Raw genomic sequence first — 19,374 nt, 5'->3', positions numbered from 1 at the left:
AAAAAATATAAAAGCAAGTTATTTGTAGGACGGATTTCTACTGATAGCTTGCTTTTTATGTTACAGTGGTGGTAAGACCTATTTTTAGGAGAGTAAAAATTTCCTTAAATCTTCATTAATACTGTGCATAATGCATTTTGAAATAGGCCATTGTATTGTAAAATAAGAAGTAACATAATATATTAGCACAATTAACGAGCGGTTAGGATTGAAGATAAATTGCTCGCAATGGCTTTAATATTAAAGGATAATTATAAGTAGAGAATAGAGAGAGATCTACTTGTTAACGTTTTACTTTATAGGACAGGAGAGAGTACTCGTCGATTATGCAAATAAAAAACCTGTTTCAAAGCAAAGGATTTCAGAGGTTAATCGTATTAGTATTACTTGCTCTCATATTGTATGGGATGCAAAGTATGTTAAATTTAATTTTAATTACGTTTATGCTGACGTATTTAATGGATCGATTCCAAAAGTTTATTTCTCGTAAATTAGATCATTTCATGCCAATTAATCGGAAAATTATTATAGCGCTTTTATATGTAATGTTAGTGACGGGAATTGCCATTACGCTATTCAAATATTTGCCGGTATTAACAATACAAATTTCACAATTGATTTATCAATTTAATGTATTTTTAAGAAATCCACCTGATAGTGAATTAATTAAGTATGCGGTTAATGCTGTTAATCATATGGAGCTTTCTAAATATGTGGGGCAAGGCGTAGACATTTTGTATAAATCTATTACGAATGTTGGGAAATTTGGCCTTCAAGTTTTACTTTCTGTAATTTTAAGCTTATTTTTCTTACTTGAAAAAGCACGTATCGTTGCTTTTACTTCAAAATTTAAAGAAAGTAGACTTGCAATTTTCTATAACGAAATAGAGTATTTCGGAAAGAAATTTGCACGTTCATTCGGAAAAGTAATCGAAGCACAATTTTTGATCGCAATTGTTAACTGTGTTTTATCTGTTATCGCATTATGGATATTAGGATTCCCACAATTACTAGGTTTAGCGTTAATGATTTTCTTGCTTGGTTTAATTCCAGTCGCAGGTGTTATCATTTCGTTATTCCCACTTTGTATGATTGCTTACAACATCGGCGGTATTATGTATGTTGTTTATATTATAGTTATCGTAACAGTCATTCATGCGCTTGAAAGTTACGTATTAAATCCAAAGTTTATGTCGCAAAAAACGAATTTACCGATTTTCTATACATTTATGGTATTAATTTTCTCAGAGCACTTCTTAGGTGTATGGGGACTTATTATCGGTATTCCGATTTTCATTTTCTTATTAGATGTTTTAGATGTAACAAGTGATGAAAATGAGAAAGATATTTCTAAAAAATAAAGTAAAGAAAAAGCATCGATATTCGATGCTTTTTCTTTTATAACATCATGTTTCTTATGCCATACTGTAAGGAGAATATAGAATAGGGGTGAAATAATGGCTGTAAATGAAAAGATAGAATTGGCTACGTTTGCTGGAGGGTGTTTCTGGTGTATGGTTTCGCCATTTGAAGAGATGGAAGGGATTATACAGGTCGTTTCAGGTTATACAGGTGGTCATAAAGAAAATCCGACGTATAAAGAAGTGTGCGCGGAAACAACGGGACATTATGAAGCAGTACAGATTACATTTGATGCAAATAAGATGCCGTATGAGGAATTGTTAAATATATATTGGAAACAAATTGATCCGACCGATATTGGAGGCCAATTCCACGACCGCGGACAGTCTTATGAAACAGTGATTTTTTATCACGATGAAGAACAACATAAAAAGGCAGAGGCTTCAAAAGAAGAGCTTGCAAAGAGCGGGCGCTTTTCAAAACCAATTGCAACAAAAATATTGCTGGCTACTACGTTTTATCCAGCTGAAGAATATCATCAAGGGTATCATAAGAAAAATACATTCCGTTATGAGTTATACCGTAAAGGTTCAGGACGAGATGCTTTTATTAAACAACATTGGCCAAAAGATAATGCCCATTTAAAAGAAAAACTCAATGAGATGCAGTTTTATGTAACGCAGGAAAATGGAACTGAACCGCCCTTTCAAAATGAATATTGGAACCATCAAGAGGAAGGACTGTATGTAGATATCGTTTCAGGAGAACCATTATTTACTTCTTTAGATAAGTTTGATAGTGGATGCGGTTGGCCTAGTTTTACAAAGCCAGTTATGTCAGTAAGTGTGAAAGAAAAGATGGATGTTAGTCATAATATGACGCGTACGGAAGTGAGAAGTAAGGAAGGCGATTCACATCTAGGGCATGTATTCCCAGATGGTCCAGGACCAAATGGCCTTCGATATTGTATAAATTCAGCAGCTCTCCGATTTATCCCAAAAGAGGGGTTAGAGAAAGAAGGATACGGTGATTTCTTAATTTTGTTTGGAAATAAAAAATAACCTCGCAGTTAGCGAGGTTATTTTTTTAGTTTATTTTACTTTTTTCTTTTTAAATTTGCTTAGTGCTTCATAAACGATTGGAACAATAAGAAGTGTTAATAACGTTGAACTTGTTAATCCACCAATTACTGTTACTCCAAGCCCTTTAGAGATTAAGCCGCTGCCTTCAAATCCTAATGCAAGCGGGATAAGAGCTCCGATTGTTGCAATTGCAGTCATTAAAATAGGACGCAGGCGTGTTGTACCAGCTTCTAATAATGCTTCACGTGTTGATAGGCCGTCATTTTCTTTATGAATAACGCGGTCAATAAGCACGATTGCGTTCGTTACAACGATACCGATTAACATAAGCGCACCAATCATCGCAGATACACTTAATGTTTCGCCAGAGATTAATAAGGCAACGAGTGCACCAATGATTGTGAATGGTAGCGAGAATAAAATTGCGAATGGTGCAAGTGCACCGCCAAATGTAACGACAAGAACGAAGTATACAATGGCAATCGCAGCTAACATCGCTAAACCAAGTTGCTTGAATGATTCTTGAATATCTTTTGTAACGCCGCCCATAGAAACATCTACGCCAGAAGGAAGATCCATTTTATCTACTTCTTTTTGAACTGCTGCAGATGCTTTTGAAACGTCATCAGATGTTAATTTTGCACTTACTTCCGCATAAACGCGTCCATCGCGGTGTTTTACTGTATTCGAAGTTTCACCTTCTTTTACAGTCATCACATCTTTCACAGCCACTTCATTACCAAGTGGTGTTGTAATTTTGCGATTTGTTAAGTCATCGATTGTTTCATAATTTTGTTTGTCAGCTTCTACATATACATTGACATCTTTACCGTCTTTTTTAATTGTTGTCAGAACAGGGCGATCATGTTGATTAGAAAGTCCCATTCCAATTTGCGCAGCCGTTAGACCCATTTTACTTAGTTTTTCCTGATCTGCGACTAAAGTGTACTCTGCATATGTTTTTGCAATACTAGAGTCTACATCTTTTAAGTCTTTATTTTTCTTCATGATATTTTGAATATCTTTTACGACAGGCTTAATGTCTTCAGAGCTATCTCCGTAAACGTATAGTTTAATTTCGTTACTACCGCCACTTGCTCCAAAATCTTGATTTTTCCATTCGCCTTTTCCAGACATCTTTTGTAAATCTTTAACGACTTGTTCTTTCTCTTTTTCGAAGTTTTTCGTGTCGTTATCATATTGAACGAAGAACATAGCTTGATTTGATTGGCCAGGGCTCATTGGATTTTCTCCGCCTAATGAGAACTGAATTGTTTTCACTTCTTTTTTATCTTGGAAGTGCTTCTCAGCTTGTGTTGCAATTTTTTCAACGTCTTCTAACGTTTGACCTGGCTCAGGATTGTACGTTGCGATAATCATTTTTTCTTCTTCAGATGGTAAGAAACTTACACCGATAATTGGCACAAGTGCGAGACTACCAACTAATAGAAGGACAGCGATACTTGATGTAATGATTTTGTGATTTAAAGCCCATTCGAGTATACGTTTATAACCGTTTGCTAATTTACTTGGTTTTTCTTCGTGATGTACTTCTTTTTCCCTCATGCTCTCTTTCTTGAATAAGGAGTGAGCTAGCATTGGTACGATTGTAACTGCCACTAGTAACGATGCTAATAAAGCGAAGACGATAGTTAAGGCAAATGGTAAGAACATTTCACCAATCATACCTTTTACAAGTCCAAGTGGTAAGAATACAGCAATTGTTACAATGGTAGAAGACATAATCGGGATAAACATTTCCTTCGTAGCTTCACGAATTAAATCTTTCCCACGCAATTTTTCTTCTGATAACGACATGCGTCGGTAAATATTTTCAATAACAACAATTGAGTCATCGACAACACGGCCAATAGCGACTGTCATTGCTCCAAGTGTCATAATGTTAAGTGTAATATCCATTTGCTTTATAACTAAAACAGCAATTAATAAAGAAAGTGGTATAGAAACGACAGAAATTAACGTTGTTCGGATATTTCGTAGGAACAACATAATAATAACAATCGCAAAGATAGCCCCGAAAATTGCTTTGCTAAGCATTGTTTCAACTGATTTCTCAATCGGTGCACCTTGGTCGAATGTTGAGATGATCTCTAAGTCTTTATATTTTTTCTCAAGGTCCTTTACTTTATCTTTCACTGCATTTACAACATCAACTGTATTTGCATCAGCGGCCTTCACAATTTGAATTCCAATTGCTTCTTTTCCATTCGTTCGAGAAATAGATTCTGCTTTCCCAACTTCTTTAATGTCAGCAATTTCGTCTAATGTAACTGTTGGAATTCCATTTATAGCGGCTGGATTCATTTGCGGCGTTTGTGCACCAGCTCCAGCATTTTGACTACCTTGAGCGCTAGGTGATGAAGGTACAGCTGGGATTTTTAGCTCTTTTAATGCTTTAATTGTTGTAATATTTCCATCTACAACAACTGATTTTTCCGTGTCTTTAAATGTATATAAGCCAAGTGGTAGGGATACATCCGATCCTTTAATTACATTTTTTACAGTATCTTCACTTAAACCTAATTCTTTCATCTTATCTTGCTTGAAGACAAGTTGTACTTCATCTACTTGTTGACCTGAAATTTGAACAGATGCAACACCATCAAGTCCTTTTAATCCTGGAACAACATTTTTTTCTACATTTTCTGTTAACGTAGCTAAAGATTCATTTTTACTAGCTACGCTTAACGAAATAACAGGAAAAGCATTAAAGTTTACTCGAGAAACTTTCGGATCTTTTACGCCTTCAGGAAGTTTCACATTCGCGAGAGCTTCTTTAATTTCTGTTTCGGCCTTTTCCATATTTTTATCAAAATCATACTCTACTTGAATAGAAGATGCGTTTTGAAAAGATGATGAACTAACAACGTTTACACCGCTTAAATTTTGCAGTTGCTCTTCCATCGGTTTTGAAACTTTGTCAGCTACTTCTTCTGGTGTAGCACCAGGATAAACCGTCGTTACTGTTACAACAGGTGTTGTAATATCAGGAATTGTCTCCAGCTTCATATTGAGTCCAGAATAAATACCTGCAATAGTAACAATAATGGTTAGTAGCCAAACTGCGAACTTATTTTTTAACGAGAAATTGATGATTTTGTTCATGTTTGCGCTCCCTTTTCATTGTATTGACCAATCGGTCAGTCTAATACATAATATAACTGACCGATTGGTCAGTAGTCAATGAAAAGAGATGGTATAATAAAATCAAACTGTAAGTAGTCGGTTTCCTATTCTTTCTGATCATTGGCTTTTACTAACCGGATTTTACAGATGGAAAGGCTTCTATATAAACCATTTACTCCATTAAATTTTAGATGAGAAGTTTTATTTTCAGCTAATGTGGAATAAAATCAAGTTTGAATTTACATAAGATGCGAGATTAAATTTAGGAGAGAAAATATGAAAGAAAAAGAGCGCTTAATTATAGAGATGGCTATGAAGTTATTTGCAACTAAGGGTGTAAATGCAACGTCAGTACAAGAAATCGTAACCGCATGTGGTATATCAAAAGGAGCTTTTTATTTATATTTCAAATCAAAAGATGAGTTATTATTGGCCACACTTCGATATTATTATGACAAGATCCAAAAGAAAATGCTGGATATTGAAAAAGAATCTTTATTACCACGTGAAAAATTTGAAAAACAATTATATTGTCAGTTTACTGATGTGCAAAGACATAAAGAATTTATTATTATGCATGCAAGAGAAAATGCAATTCCGTTTAATAAAGAAGTAGAAGAGTTTATGATGAGGATGAAATTAGAGTCTCATGCATTTTATCGGAATAGCTTACTGTCTATTTATGGTGACAAAGTCAGTCCATATTTATTAGATTTGGTAATTATGGTAGAAGGGATATGCCACGGTTATTTACAATTGATTATTTTAAATGAACCGGAAATTGATTTCTCTCATGTTGTTTCCTTTATTTTAAAAAGAGTAGACGATTTAGTAGAAGGGCTTCTAGACTCTTCGGAGGAGCCTGTTTTAAATGAAGAAAAGATTGGGGAGCTTTTTTGTAGCTCAGAGCTTATTAAAGAACAGGTGAAAGAGCACTTTTTAAATGAAATTATTATATTAAAACGAACATTAGCAGACCAACTGGAAAATGATGAGGTTTTAGTCACTTTAGATGTTTTAGAATCCGAAATGAGAGTTCAAAATCCGAGGATTCCAGTTATTCGAGGGATGTTAGCGAATTTGGAAGCGTATAATGATTTGAATGATTTTAGATTGAGGTTAGCTCGATATTACTATATAAATTGAGATTTTAATCAGTGGGATTTCATTCCCACTGATTAAAGTTGAAAATAATTTTTTATTTTACATTCTGAAATTTATACATGTCACCATAAACATTGGTGTCGTTGTAAATAAACAATACAATATCTGCATTTTGTTCTTCTAGTTGCTGTTTCACACTTTTTCCTTGTGTGTAACGAGGATCAATAAACGTTGTTTTAGCAAAATTACGTGCAAATAAAGGATATGTAGCATCAGCATACGAATCTTTTAAGATAACAAGGTGTAAATCGTTTTCTGCCTTTTCGTTAATGATGTTTATTTCAGGGAAATCCGTTTGATAAACACTAGCATATCCAGGGGCAGGAATATCCTTTTCTTTTCCGTAAAACTGAGCCATAGATTCCTTAGCGGTATCATCTTTAATAGCACCATAGTAAACCGTGTAGTTGTCCCAAGATTCACTGGAATTATAGTGGACATATGGAATTTGTACAGATGAAGTATCAATTAAGCGGTACAATTGATTATTCCAGCTACCAACAAACTTTCCTTTCGGTTTTCCCCAGTTAATCGTGTAGTCATCTTTCTTTATTGGTTGTCCTTTATATTTGTCTGAATGAGAATTAATAAAGTTCATCGTATCCTCATACGCATAAAAGGCACCTTCCATATTCCAATGGTGGTCTGTAGTTAAATACATTCGTTCTAATTCTTCGTTAGTAAACCTTTCTTTAAACATTGGTAATACATCAATAATAGGGAATTTCGTTTCTGTTAATTTCTCAGCAAGGTGATCCCTAAGAATTTGTTCGTAACCAAGATTTAGGTAAGAGGGAAGCTTATACTGTAACGCTGTCTGCTTACTAGGAACTAAAGAAAAATAGAATTCTGTTTGTGGGAAATCGTTTTTCAGGGTATTTAATTCCTGAACCCCAGCATCAACATCGTTTAAATGATTTTCCATATTAGGTCTATTAAAAATAAATTGATCGTTTGTAACATGAATGTTGTTTACGAATGTTCTATTCATAGACAGTTGGAATTTTATATAACTTTCAAGAAAGAAATCTCTAGGTCCAATATGGTCTGTAAAATGTGTTTCGATACCTTTAAATAATTCTCCAGTTTTTATAGTAGAAGCATTTACAGCAGGTTTAATTGCTAAGTTTCTGTTCTCAAATTCAGAAAATGTCTTTTTATCTATAAGGATAACTTTTGCTGTCCAAATACCGACTCCAAAAATAACTGTAAGGAACCCCATTATTAAAGTGAGGTTTTGAAATTTTTTCATAGTGAACCTCCTTTAAAAACGGAAATAAATAAATGGATTATAAGTTGCATTTGTTAGGAATACTAAAACAATGACTAAAATACTTAAATAATATACTGGCGATAAAACGACAAATCTTTTTGTTGATAATATTTTTTGTAACCATGGGAATACGGGCGCTGCAGTAATAATAGCTAATAAGAAAATACCCCAATAATTCATTATATAGAAATAACTGTTAATATCTGTTAACGGACCGTTAAATCCGAACATGGATTTTAGAAATTCAAGGCAATAACTAAAATTATCTGCACGGAAGAATACCCATCCAATAATAACTAAAAACATAACGTAAATATGTTGGAGAGGACTCCATAATTTTTGAAGTAGATTTTCAAGTCCCGCTTTTTCAAGTGCAATTAGTATTCCATAATAAATACCCCAAATCATAAAGGTCCAACTGGCACCATGCCAAAAACCGGTTAATCCCCATACGATGAAGAGGTTACGATAAACTTTCCAAGTTGTAACCCGATTTCCTCCAAGTGGAATATAGACATAATCACGGAACCAAGAACCGAGTGAAATATGCCAACGACGCCAAAATTCAGAAATGGATTTTGAAATATATGGATAATTAAAGTTTTCTAGAAAATCAAATCCAAACATCTTTCCTAACCCAATTGCCATGTCACTATATCCAGAAAAATCAAAGTAAATTTGTAGTGTATAGGCAATGGCCCCCATCCAAGCTAATGATACACTCATATCAGAAGGGTTCATTGCGAAAATCTCATCGGCTATAGCGCCTAATTGGTTAGCGATTAAAACTTTTTTACCTAAACCAATAATAAATCGGCGGACACCTTCAGAGAATTTTTCGGCATCAACAGTTCGTTGATGTAATTGGTGAGAAATTGTATTATAACGAACAATTGGTCCTGCTACTAATTGTGGAAATACAGTAAAGTATAAAGCTAAATCAAAGATATTTCGTTGAGCATCGACTTTTTTCTTATAAATGTCGATAATATAGCTCATTGCATGGAACGTGAAAAATGAAATACCAATTGGTAAAGGTATTTTTTCAAGAATAATATTGGTATGGAAGATAGAATTGATATTATCGACCAAAAAGTTTGCGTATTTAAAATATCCTAAAATAGCGGTGTTCATTACAATTGCAAACGTTAACAATATTTTTCTTTGACCATTTGTGAAGCGACTATTCCCTAACAAGATACCAAACCAATAGTTAACAAAGATAGAGAACAGCATTAGGAAAACATAAATGGGTTCGCCCCAAGCATAAAATACTAAACTAAAAAATAATAAAACCATATTTTGTAGTTCTTTGCGCACAGCATAATAAATTAAGAGCACGGCAGGTAAAAATAAACATAAAAAGACAAGATTACTAAATACCATTTTCAATTAATTCCTTTCCTATTTTATCTAAATAATACCAAAATTATCTTTAGAATGTAAGATTATAAAAAATAGGATAGTATTTACATTTTGAATTTTTTTATATTGTGAGAGATACAAAAAATCCTTTTTTATAAAAAAAGAGCAGTCCCTAAATATTTTTTAGGAACGGCTCTTTTTAACTGACATGAAATAATTTAGTTGTTTTTTTCTGCCCACTCTTCAACATTCCAAGTTTTTGTAATCCAGCCTTCATAAAATTCTGGTTCGTGACATACAAGAAGGATTGTCCCTTTATATGCTTTCAGAGCTTTTTGAAGTTCTTCCTTTGCTGTAACATCAAGATGGTTTGTTGGCTCATCGAATAGGATCCAGTTACTTTCTTCACCCATTAGCTTACATAAACGAACTTTTGCTTGTTCGCCACCACTTAATTGATTTAGCGGGCGAGAGATATGCTCATTTTTTAATCCGCATTTCGCTAACATTGCACGAATTTGATGTTGGTCCATGCTAGGGAATGTGTTCCAAACATCATCAATTGGTGTTATATTATCCGCTTTTACTTCTTGCTCAAAGTATGCAGGCTCTAAGAAGTCACCAAGACTTGTTTTACCGCTTAAAGGTTTAATTTTTCCTAAAATCGTTTTTAGTAATGTTGATTTACCGACACCATTACAACCAACGATGGCAATTTTTTCACCGCGTTCAATTGTCATTGTTAGTTTTGGTAATAATGGATGTGTATATCCGATTTCTACATCTTCGCCTTCAAAGACGAAACGACTACTTGCACGAGATTCCTTAAATGAGAATTCCGGCTTAATTGCTGTTTCAGGACGATCAATACGCTCCATGCGATCAAGTTGTTTTTGACGACTCTTTGCACGACCTGTCGTTGAATAACGAGCCTTGTTCTTCGCGATAAAGTCTTCTTGCTTTTTAATAAACTCTTTCTGTTTTTCATAAGCATTTATATGTTGATTTTTATTAATTTCTGCTAGTTCTAGGAATTTTTCATATGTCGCTGTATAACGCGTCATTTTTGTAAATTCTAGATGGAAAATAACATCAACACATTTATTCATAAATTCTGTATCATGGGAAATTAATAAGAATGCATGTGGGTATTCCTTTAAATAAGTTGTTAACCAATGAATATGTTCAACATCTAAATAGTTAGTAGGCTCATCTAATAGTAATACTTCTGGTTGTTCAAGTAATAATTTTGCTAGTAATACCTTTGTACGTTGTCCACCACTTAATGCAGCAACATCACGGTCTAAACCGATTGCATCAATTCCAAGACCACGTGCCGCTTCTTCAATTTTAATATCTAATAAATAGAAACCACCTGCTTCGAGGGCATCTTGTATTTCCGCCATCTCCTCAAGAAGTTCCTCTAATTCTTCTGGTGTTGCAGTTCCCATTTTTTCTGCAACTTCATTTAAAGCTTTTTCTTTTTCAAATAAAGGTAAAAATGCGTCAGCTAATACATCACGAATTGTGCGACCAGGTGTTAAAATTGTATGCTGGTCTAAGTAACTGTAATTTGTACCAGGTGTCCATTCTACACGGCCCTCATCATGGATAAGTTGACCAGTAATAATATTCATAAATGTTGATTTACCTACACCGTTTGCACCGACTAATCCAACGTGCTCACCTGCTAGTAATCGCATAGATACATCTTTAAATAATGTACGATCACCAAATGTATGTCCTAGTTTGTCGACTGTTAATAAGCTCATAGTATCCTCCGTCCAACTTGAAATAGTACCTTGAATCATGATACTAAATTCTTTCGTATAATGCTATCATTTCAAAATGTATATTTTTTCAAGAATTATTTTACGTTCATTTTTTGTGGAAATATCATAGTAAAAAAGTTACTTCTATTTATAGAAGTAACTTTTTTACTAAGCTTTTTGTTTTACTTTACTAACTTTTTTTTCTGCTACTATGAAATGTGGTCTACGCTTTGTTTCATAATAAATACGACCGATGTATTCGCCGATAACTCCTAGGAAAATGAGTTGAATACCACCGATAAATAATATGGCAGAAATTAATGTAAAGTACCCTGGTACATCAACACCGCTAACGGTAATTTGAATAAACGTAGTGATTACATATAAAACAGCTAAAAGGGTTGTTAATAATCCAAGGTATATAGATAATCGTAATGGTTTATTGTTAAACGAAATTACACCATCTATCCCGTAATTTAATAACTTAGAGAAAGTCCATTTACTTTCTCCGTCAGAACGTAATACATTTTCGTATTCAATAATGTGTTCTTTGAAACCGATCCAAGAAAATAAACCTTTTGAAAAACGATTGTATTCAGTTAGAGATAGTAATGAATCGACTGCACTTCTACTTAAAAGTCTAAAATCACCGATGCCATCTACTAGCTCAATATCAACGAATTTATTCATGACTTTATAATATAAGCGAGAAACGAAAGAGCGTACTGGTGAATCACCTGTTCTAGTTCGTTTTGCAATTACTTGATCATAGCCGTTATTATAGCCGTCTAACATATCTTTTATTAGCTCGGGTGGATGTTGTAGATCAGCATCCATAATAACCACAGCGTCGCCTGCAGCGTACTTTAGACCGGCAAGCATGGCAGCTTCTTTTCCAAAGTTCCTACTAAATGATATATAATGCACATTTGAGTCTGAATTGGCTAGGTCACGTAGAATCTCTAATGTTTTATCTTTACTTCCATCATTGACGAAAACAAATTCATAATCAGTAGTTAGCTTATGAATTTCAAGAGAAGTCTCTGAATAGAAAGCTCGAAGTACCTTCTCCTCATTATAACAAGGTACTACTATTGAAAGGGTCATGTTAGGACCTCCTTAGATGTAATTTTAAACTGAGCATGAAGTAAAAGTTGAAGCAATTATCTTCAACTTTTACTTCACTCTATTTTACTAACTTTTTTTAAAACGATTTTTAAATTTTGTATATCGATCCTTATCTCCGAGAACTAGAAGCGAGATACAAATGATAAATGAAATGATAGAAATAACGAGACCCATTTTGAAATAAGGTGTGACGTATTTCATTTCAACTACATGTTGCCCTTTGGAAATAGGAACACCAATAAAGGCAGAATTAGCCTTCGTAAACTCAGTTTCTTTACCGTCAACCTTTATTGACCATCCTTTACTATACGGTACAGATAAATATAGTAATCCATCCTTAGTAGAATTAATATTACCTTTTAAGTAGTTACCTTTATAGTAAATATTTTGTAGGCTATTTTCTTTTAAAGTACTTACTTTTTTCGGGACAGTTTTATAGTTGGTACTGTTGACTTGTAAGTCTTTCAACTCGTATTGACCAGGAGTAGGGATAGAAATGATTAGCTCGGTTGGCTTCGCATCTTTTCCTAAGTTATAAACAAATCTTTCTAACGGGTAAGCATAAGCTCCATCTTCATTACCTTTTATCATAGATTTGTCATTCACAGTAACCCCAAATGATTCCTTGTTTATATTTCTAATCTTAATTTCAACAAGGAGATCACCTAACATATCGTTATTATCAACAGGTACTATTATACGCCCATTTTCATGAACAGTGAGTATATCTTTGTCTTTCTCTATATTTTCCCACTTAATTTTATTTGGATTAATCTTAATTTGTTTTGAATCTAGCTGTTTTGTATTAAATTGTTTTAATGGAAGACTTCCAACGTTATCTACAACTACAGCATCTAATAAAAGTTGATCTTTCTCAGCGAAATTAAGTTTTGAAAATTCTTCATCACTTATTCCAGCTTCGTATACATAGCCTAATGGTAGGGCATATTCATTTTTGTAAATGTTGTAAGGACCTACTTGTTGTACATACTTATAACCATACGGAATATCAGTTTTATTAGCACCTTCACTTAATACATAATATTTTACCCCTAGCATGTTCTCAAGGAATAGTCGTTTATCTAACTGGAAGAACATAGATGGGCTATCATATCCTTGGAAAACATTGTACTTATTCTTCATAAAGTCATGAACATGATAATTTACTAAGCTTTGATAAGTACTTGTACCATGATAACCTTGCAGCATCGGTGTATTCTTATAATTATTGTTTGGGTTGATAATTCTATAAAAATCTTTATCTTGATTTTGTATGTAACGAATTGCGTCAATTTCATCCTTATTATCGAGACCTGGCCCATGTAATGATTCTTTTGTTACGCCTGCTTGATTAAAGTGTTTACTAAGAGCAATATCTGAATAGACGTAATTAATACATATTACATTGACCAGTACATTTAATATAATGAAACACTGTAAAGCTACTTTTGACAAATAGCGCCATAGTAATATTGTAATAATAGATAAAGCAGTAGTGCCAATTAAAATTTTATCAATCGTTTCTAGCGGTTGTCCGTTTATATTTACTTTTCTATAGAATGCGTAAATAAATAGTGCTGTTGCTAGCAAAGGACCTATTAAAGAGTTAACCTTCTTTTTGTTAAGTAGCATCCAGTCTAAAATGTAGGCAACAGTTTGCGCAACTACAAATGCAAATAAGTAAAACCATCTATATTGCATAGCGGAAAAGCCATTAAATACGGAATACGTATATGGAAGCATATATAGAACTAACATAAACCCAGTAAAGAGTAACTTATTTGTGACAAGTTTATTGCGTATTAGAAGCGCACTTGTAATAAGGAAGAGGATGAAAACTGGGAATGCGAGCTGATAATCCTCTGTATTATTAATGAAAAAGATACTTTCCATTAAGTTTTTATAAAACGTATCTTCAAAAAATAATGGAATAGTAAATTTTGTAGCTAGTCGATCTGAACTAAATACCCCATTTACAGATGGTATAAAGCAAACAGCGGCTAAACCTAGTGATAAAGAATATAGGAAAGCAATTCTAATATAATAAGTTATAAATGTTTTAATTGTTTTATTCTGCTGTGTAGCGAAATATTGGAAAAAGGCATAAATATAGATGAAAATACTAGTAATGAAAGCGAAATAGAAATTTGATGCAAGCATAAGTGCTGTTGCAAACAGGAATAATCCCTTTTTTCGCTCTAAAATATATTTATCTAATCCCCATATTACTAAAGGTAAAAACACTATAGCATCTGCCATGAAATCCCATAATAAAGAATGGCGAATAAAAGTCACGCATCCTCCATATATAATGGCAGAAATGAAAGAAGAAAAAATAGTTTTATTATGATAACGTAAAGAACCATACATGAATAACATCGCTAATGTACTTTTTAAAATACTCATATATAGCTTCATCTCAAAGATTTGGTCAAAATTTAGTTTGGGAAGTAGAAGCGTAAGCCAGAAAAATGGTGCTGTACTATAGTAATAACTAAATTCCCCGAATAAATCTCCACCTAAGCCATAATCCCAAGACCAAAATAAATTCCCATCTTTAAATGCATGTTGTAAAAGGAATGTAAAGAAGCTGAATTGTGATAATGCATCTCCCGTACTAGAAAATACACTGTCTGATTTTAAGAAAAAGTAATGAAAAGCAAATGCACATATTATTAATAATGGAATGATAATAAGTGTGCTTTTAGTAAAAAATGTCCTTTTATTTACCTCTGAAGTCATTAAATGAATAAGCCTCCTCAATACAATTATTAAGATTTAATCCGTATTCTCCATATTTAGATATTGTTTTATAATGAAGAAAAACTATGGATGAATCGACGATTTTTAACGGTAGTAATAAAGTTTTCTGTTGTGTAATTTATGGTGTAACGAGTTAATGTTTGTATAGAAGATTAACTGCGAATTGCATTAATACTAGGTGTTGTACATCTAGGGCTGTTCGTTTCCAAGTATAATCATTCCAGAAAGGCAAGTCAATTTAAGATATAGATTGAAAACAGGGCTCATTTTAAGTGAAGAAGATAAAATAAAAACTTCAAATTAAATTTGAAGTTTTTATTTTTATTTACTTTCGAGCCAGCTTTTTATTTATAAATCCTAAAATCAATCCACGTATTTGTGGGTCAATGGCAAGACCGATAATACCGTACAATATACCAGTAAGTATTAAAGCTATTAGTGGCGGTAAGTTAATTAATGCTGTACGGTATATTGCGTAACTGATTATAAACGCTAGTGCATTGAATATTATTCCTTTGAATAGTAATGAAAAACCTTTACGAACGAATAAAGTAAATCCGATTAATAATGTAATCTCGGTAATGATCGCAGCTGCCGCAGCGCCCATCATTCCAAATTGGCTGCCTAATGCGATGTAACTTATGATAGCGACAGCTAATCCAATTCCCATCGTTGTCGCACGCTTCCACTGTTGACCAATTGTCGTTAAATTATCAGCAAGTGGATAGTTGATAGATTGTAAAATAACCATAAAGGCTAAAATTGCAAGGGCATCACCAGCTGGTGCATACTCTTCACCTAATAAAGTAACAATCCAAAAGCTTGGATCAGCGATAAATGGGATAGAAATTCCCATTCCTAAGAAAGACATAAGCTTTAATTCAAACAGAGATAGTTTTCTATGTTCATCAATATTGTTTTCATTTCCAAAAGCAAATAACTTTGGATAAAAGGCTGCTGCAATTACACCTGGTATTTGATAAAGTACAGCGGGTATTTTCGATGCAGCGCCAAAGAATCCAACTTGCTCATACGTTGAAACTTTTTCTAATATAATAGGCCCTAACTGTGGTAAGAGCATAATGATAATGCCATTGATTGTGAAAATCAGCAATTGATTTAAAATACCTTTGTCCCAGCCTTTATGAACTGTTGTATGGCGGAGTACCATTATAAAGGCGATGACTCCTGTTACAAGACTAGATATTCCGTACATGGCAGCGACCATCATAAGTGACCATTTAAATGACATTCCTAGTAGAAGCGCAGCTGCAGCTGTGACACCTTGTATTACAGAAATAATCGCTGTGAATTGCATACGTTCTGTTACTTGGAAATAAGCCATTCCAACACCTTGTAAAGTTGCTCCAAACATGGTCGGTAATACAACCCAATATACCATGGCACGTAAGTAAGCATCAGCATAGAAGAACTGAGCAAAAATAGCGAAGAGTACGGAAATTACGATAGCTAATACTAAACGAATGCGTAAATAACTGCTGATTAGCACACTAATGTTAGCATCACTTCTCGTTCCTTCACGCATAAACGTATGTGTTAAACCTGCATCTGTAAAATAACAAATAACAGCGGAAACCGCTAATGCAGTTGTAAACATACCATACTCACCTGGTGAAACATATCTTGCAAAGAAAATCGTCGCAATAGCAAGTACAAATCGAACAGTAATATTTCCTACAAAGAGGTAGGAGGCGTTTTTAAGGATTTTATTTGTTTTCATGGAAAAAGACCTTTCTATTCTTTAGGACACGATTCGTCCCATTTGTAAGTTTGATTTGTTTATGGAAAGGGAGAATAGTATTATATTTTCGGTTTAAGAAAACAGAAATTTAATTCGTACAAACCAAAGCATTGCATATAGTTTTTTACTACGCTTTCCGTTTTTTGAATAGATTTTACGGCAATATTTCTTTATATCTTTTTTGATTAATTGAACTTGGGACTTATCTAATTGAGAGTTCTCTTTAATGTATATACAAGCATTATTGATAACCGTATAAGGGAATAAATAATGCTCAAGAATCTCAATAAGTGACTGAGGGTCTTTCGTAATGAAGTCTTGAGATTTATTATGTACCCAGTCTTTCATACGATTGAATACTTCCAGTTCTTTAGTTGTTTTTAATTCGTAATCTTTATATTTAGAAGAAAGATTTCCTTCTGATAAGATTCTATAATATGTTAAGTATTCATCGACATAGCATACATTTGTCACACTCATTAGTTTAAATAAAAACTCCAAGTCTTCTCCCCAGCTACATCCTGGTGTAAAACGGATATTATGATTCATTGCGATAGAGCGTTTGAAAATCCAAGTACTTGTTTGAGCAACAACTTGGTGTGTTAAGAATGCTTTTGCCATATCACCTTTAATAAAGTTTGTTGTATGCTCAACCTTTTCGCTTGTTTCTTCGTAGAAATTCATATAACCACAATAGCACGCGTCCATGTTGTTTTTATGCATACTCTCGATTTGTTTCTCAATTTTAGTTGGATGCCATAAGTCATCACTATCAAGGAAAGCGACGTATTCTCCGCTAGCATTTTCAATCCCTGTATTACGAGCTACTGAAACACCTTGGTTTTTTTGGTGAACGTATTTTACTTGACCCGGATATTTTTCTGCAAGATTTTTTACGATAGAAGGTGATTGATCTTTACTTCCATCATCTACAATTACAATTTCAATGTTTTTATATGTTTGATCCAGTATTGACTGCATCGTTTCTTCAATATATTTTTCTGTGTTATACAGGGGTATGACAACAGAAACAAGTTGTTTTTGTTCCATCATAGAATTTTTATCTCCTCAAATTTTTTATGTCTTGCACCATATATACAAGCCTTTTGAAAGGAAGAAGATTACAAGAACATCTGTATCAGTTTAACGCATATAAACTTTGTAAATCAACTTTCTATTATTGTACTTTGTATAAAAAGTATTTATTATAGAATATATTGCCTTGTAAAAATATAGAAATATAATTTGAAAATTATGTATTTGAAGGGAGAAGATGAGATGTTAAGGCGATTTACTCGCAAATCTAATGTAATCCTTTTAGGGATTATTATGATAGTAGGTTTTGCGCTTCGTTTTGCAACTTTACAAACACATGGTGCAGATTTGACTATAGCTAGCGATGATATAGGTTATCAAAAAACGGCAACTATTTTATTGGAAACAGGAATGTTAACATATCATGAGCCGGATAAACCAACTATTCATATTATGCCAGGTTTTCCAGCGTTTTTAGCTACTGTATTTTACTTTTTTGGAAATGGAAATGAAGGCCTTTTTGTAGCTAAATTAATTATTATCCTATTAGGGGTACTTAGTATTTTACTAACTTATAAGATTGGTACTTATTTATTGAATCCCGCTGCAGGATTAATAGGTGCTTTCTTATTAGCTGTGTATCCTCCAGAGATTGTTATGGAAAATTTAACTTTAACAGAAGGACCGTTTCTATTCTTTTCATTGGGATTATTATATTGGAGCTTAAAATTAGCTGATACTCATAAAACGAAACATTTTCTAATTGTATTAATTTTCTACTTTTTAGCATTGTACTTACGCGTACAAGTCGCTTTATATCCAATACCATTATTTATATATCTCTTAATGAAACGCTATCCATTCCGCATTATGATGAAGCAAGCGATTATAAGTATAGGGATAGGACTTATCGTACTTGGACCATGGTGGGCCCGCAATTACATTCAATTTGATAAATTTATTCCACTAACTGCTGGGGCAGGGAATCCGTTATTACTTGGAACGTATCAAGGGAAAGGTTACCCAGAAGGTAAGAATATGGCAGAACTTGAAGTGGAATTACACGCAAAGTACCCTAACCTGGAAGCACATGAATTTATGGAATTAGAAGAAAAAATAGCGAAAGATAGAATGAAAGAATGGTGGAAAACAGATAAGAATGCCATGATAGAGAGTTATTTAATCTTGAAGCCAGAAATTATGTGGAAAAAACCGTATTATTCTATAGAGCATAATATTGAAGTATTCAATGTTTCTGCAAAGGATATGAATGAAATACATAATTTTATTAAGACGATGTTTTTAATATGTACAATACTTTCATTTATCTTCCTTTTAAAAAGGTGGAGAGAGACTACATTTTTATGGTCAATTCTTTTACTGCAAACAGCTTTAACATGTTTTTATGCCGCATATGAAAGATATGCATTACCATTAATCCCATTTTTATTTATTATAATTGGAGTAGGAACCGTGGCAACGGTTATGAAAATTAGTAAACTATTAATTAGAAACAAATAG

12 protein-coding genes are annotated in these 19,374 nt (G+C 33.3%); 4 read left to right on the top strand and 8 right to left on the bottom strand.

From position 1 onward, the window contains the following. Positions 1–326 precede the first annotated feature (326 nt). On the top strand, positions 327–1,361 hold the full coding sequence (locus tag LUS72_RS26900) for an AI-2E family transporter (RefSeq protein WP_264448484.1): 1,035 nt from the start codon (positions 327–329) through the stop codon (positions 1,359–1,361). A 96-nt stretch (positions 1,362–1,457) separates the two neighbouring features. Continuing rightward, complete coding sequence (gene msrB, locus LUS72_RS26895; protein WP_097831384.1) at positions 1,458–2,423, top strand: peptide-methionine (R)-S-oxide reductase MsrB; 966 nt, start codon at positions 1,458–1,460, stop codon at positions 2,421–2,423. Between the two features lie 30 nt (positions 2,424–2,453). Here msrB and LUS72_RS26890 read toward each other — a convergent pair whose 3' ends face one another. Next, on the bottom strand, positions 2,454–5,570 hold the full coding sequence (locus LUS72_RS26890; protein ID WP_264448483.1) for an efflux RND transporter permease subunit: 3,117 nt from the start codon (positions 5,568–5,570) through the stop codon (positions 2,454–2,456). Between the two features lie 297 nt (positions 5,571–5,867). On the opposite strand from LUS72_RS26890, the gene LUS72_RS26885 reads away from it, so the two are divergent. Continuing rightward, positions 5,868–6,737, top strand: coding sequence for a TetR/AcrR family transcriptional regulator (locus tag LUS72_RS26885; protein ID WP_097831386.1), 870 nt, complete (start codon positions 5,868–5,870; stop codon positions 6,735–6,737). A 52-nt stretch (positions 6,738–6,789) separates the two neighbouring features. Here LUS72_RS26885 and LUS72_RS26880 read toward each other — a convergent pair whose 3' ends face one another. The 7 genes from LUS72_RS26880 to LUS72_RS26850 form a co-directional block, all read right to left on the bottom strand. After that, the gene (locus LUS72_RS26880) at positions 6,790–8,007 is read right to left on the bottom strand and encodes an alginate O-acetyltransferase AlgX-related protein (RefSeq protein WP_097831387.1); all 1,218 of its coding nucleotides are present in this window, start codon (positions 8,005–8,007) and stop codon (positions 6,790–6,792) included. Between the two features lie 12 nt (positions 8,008–8,019). Then, positions 8,020–9,414, bottom strand: coding sequence for an MBOAT family O-acyltransferase (locus LUS72_RS26875; protein WP_264449090.1), 1,395 nt, complete (start codon positions 9,412–9,414; stop codon positions 8,020–8,022). A gap of 197 nt (positions 9,415–9,611) precedes the next feature. Then, entirely contained in the window at positions 9,612–11,204 is a 1,593-nt protein-coding gene (locus LUS72_RS26870; RefSeq protein ID WP_128856139.1) for an ABC-F family ATP-binding cassette domain-containing protein, read from the bottom strand. A gap of 129 nt (positions 11,205–11,333) precedes the next feature. Continuing rightward, complete coding sequence (locus tag LUS72_RS26865; RefSeq protein WP_097831390.1) at positions 11,334–12,272, bottom strand: glycosyltransferase family 2 protein; 939 nt, start codon at positions 12,270–12,272, stop codon at positions 11,334–11,336. An 87-nt stretch (positions 12,273–12,359) separates the two neighbouring features. Continuing rightward, on the bottom strand, positions 12,360–15,035 hold the full coding sequence (locus LUS72_RS26860; RefSeq protein ID WP_264448482.1) for a YfhO family protein: 2,676 nt from the start codon (positions 15,033–15,035) through the stop codon (positions 12,360–12,362). Positions 15,036–15,381: 346 nt separating this feature from the next. Next, the gene (locus tag LUS72_RS26855) at positions 15,382–16,797 is read right to left on the bottom strand and encodes an oligosaccharide flippase family protein (RefSeq protein ID WP_097831392.1); all 1,416 of its coding nucleotides are present in this window, start codon (positions 16,795–16,797) and stop codon (positions 15,382–15,384) included. A gap of 93 nt (positions 16,798–16,890) precedes the next feature. Continuing rightward, positions 16,891–17,871, bottom strand: coding sequence for a glycosyltransferase family 2 protein (locus tag LUS72_RS26850; RefSeq protein WP_097831393.1), 981 nt, complete (start codon positions 17,869–17,871; stop codon positions 16,891–16,893). Positions 17,872–18,096: 225 nt separating this feature from the next. On the opposite strand from LUS72_RS26850, the gene LUS72_RS26845 reads away from it, so the two are divergent. Beyond that, complete coding sequence (locus LUS72_RS26845) at positions 18,097–19,374, top strand: glycosyltransferase family 39 protein (protein ID WP_141533518.1); 1,278 nt, start codon at positions 18,097–18,099, stop codon at positions 19,372–19,374.

This window comes from Bacillus cereus, assembly GCF_025917685.1.
GTDB lineage: Bacteria > Bacillota > Bacilli > Bacillales > Bacillaceae_G > Bacillus_A > Bacillus_A cereus_AT.
This window is presented reverse-complemented; position numbering and strand designations above follow the sequence as displayed.